Raw genomic sequence first — 1,342 nt, 5'->3', positions numbered from 1 at the left:
CCGGCGAGAATAGCGCGCTTTCCGGCGTGGTTGGCGGGGCCGACCACGCCTTCCTTCTCCATGCGCTCGACCAGCGAGGCCGCCTTGTTGTAGCCGACCGAAAGGCGGCGCTGGACATAGGAGGTCGAGCATTTCTTGTCGCGCAGCACGATCGCCACCGCGCGGTCGTAGAGGTCGCTTCCCTCGTCGTCGGCCGTGTAGTTCGAGGCGTCGGCCTCGTCGTCGTCCGGCTCGTCCTCCACCGTCACCGAGTCGAGATAATCCGGCTGGCCCTGCATCTTGAGATGCGCCACCACCTTCTCGACGTCGGCGTCGGACACGAATGGCCCATGCACGCGGGAAATCCGCCCGCCGCCCGCCATGTAGAGCATGTCGCCCTGGCCCAGCAGCTGCTCCGCGCCCATCTCGCCCAGAATGGTGCGGCTGTCGATCTTGGAGGTCACCTGAAACGAGATGCGGGTCGGGAAATTGGCCTTGATCGTGCCGGTGATGACGTCCACCGAAGGGCGCTGGGTCGCCATGATGAGATGGATGCCGGCGGCGCGCGCCATCTGGGCCAGACGCTGGATCGCGCCCTCGATCTCCTTGCCCGCGACCATCATCAGGTCGGCCATTTCATCGACGATGACCACGATATAGGGCAGAACGGAGAGGTCCATCTGCTCCTGCTCGTAGATCGCCTCGCCGGTCTCGCGGTCGAAGCCGGTCTGCACCACGCGCGAGATGATCTCGCCTTTTTGCTTGGCCTCGGTGACGCGGGCGTTGAAGCCGTCGATGTTGCGCACGCCGAGCTTCGACATTTTCTTGTAGCGGTCCTCCATCTCGCGCACGGCCCATTTGAGGGCGACGACGGCCTTCTTGGGGTCGGTGACGACGGGGGTGAGGAGGTGCGGGATGCCGTCATAGACGGACAGCTCCAGCATTTTGGGATCGACCATGATGAGGCGGCACTCCTGCGGCTTGAGCCGATAGAGCAGCGAGAGGATCATGGTGTTGATGGCGACCGACTTGCCGGAGCCGGTGGTGCCGGCGACGAGCAGGTGGGGCATTTTGGCGAGATCGACGATGACCGGCTCGCCGCCGATGGTCTTGCCGAGCGCGATGGCGAGCTTGTGCTTGGTCTCGGCGAAATCGGGCGAGGCGAACAGTTCGCGCAGATAGACGGTCTCGCGGCGCGGGTTGGGCAGTTCGATGCCGATGGCGTTGCGCCCCGGCACGACCGCCACGCGGGCGGACACCGCCGACATGGAGCGCGCGATGTCGTCCGCGAGGCCAATCACCCGCGACGACTTGATCCCCGGCGCAGGCTCGAACTCGTATAGCGTCACCACAGGGCCGGGAT

At 65.4% G+C, this 1,342-nt stretch carries 1 protein-coding gene; it reads right to left on the bottom strand.

Annotation, left to right across the window (positions count from 1 at the left end; genetic code table 11):
• Positions 1-1,342 (bottom strand): DNA translocase FtsK (locus tag QM467_RS19695; RefSeq protein WP_283368038.1); only part of this gene is annotated, 1,342 nt, incomplete at both ends.

Origin of the sequence: Rhodoblastus sp. 17X3, assembly GCF_030056575.1 — a bacterium.
GTDB lineage: Bacteria > Pseudomonadota > Alphaproteobacteria > Rhizobiales > Beijerinckiaceae > Rhodoblastus.
The sequence above is the reverse complement of the archived record's forward strand: the minus strand, read 5'-3'. Positions and strand labels throughout refer to the sequence as shown.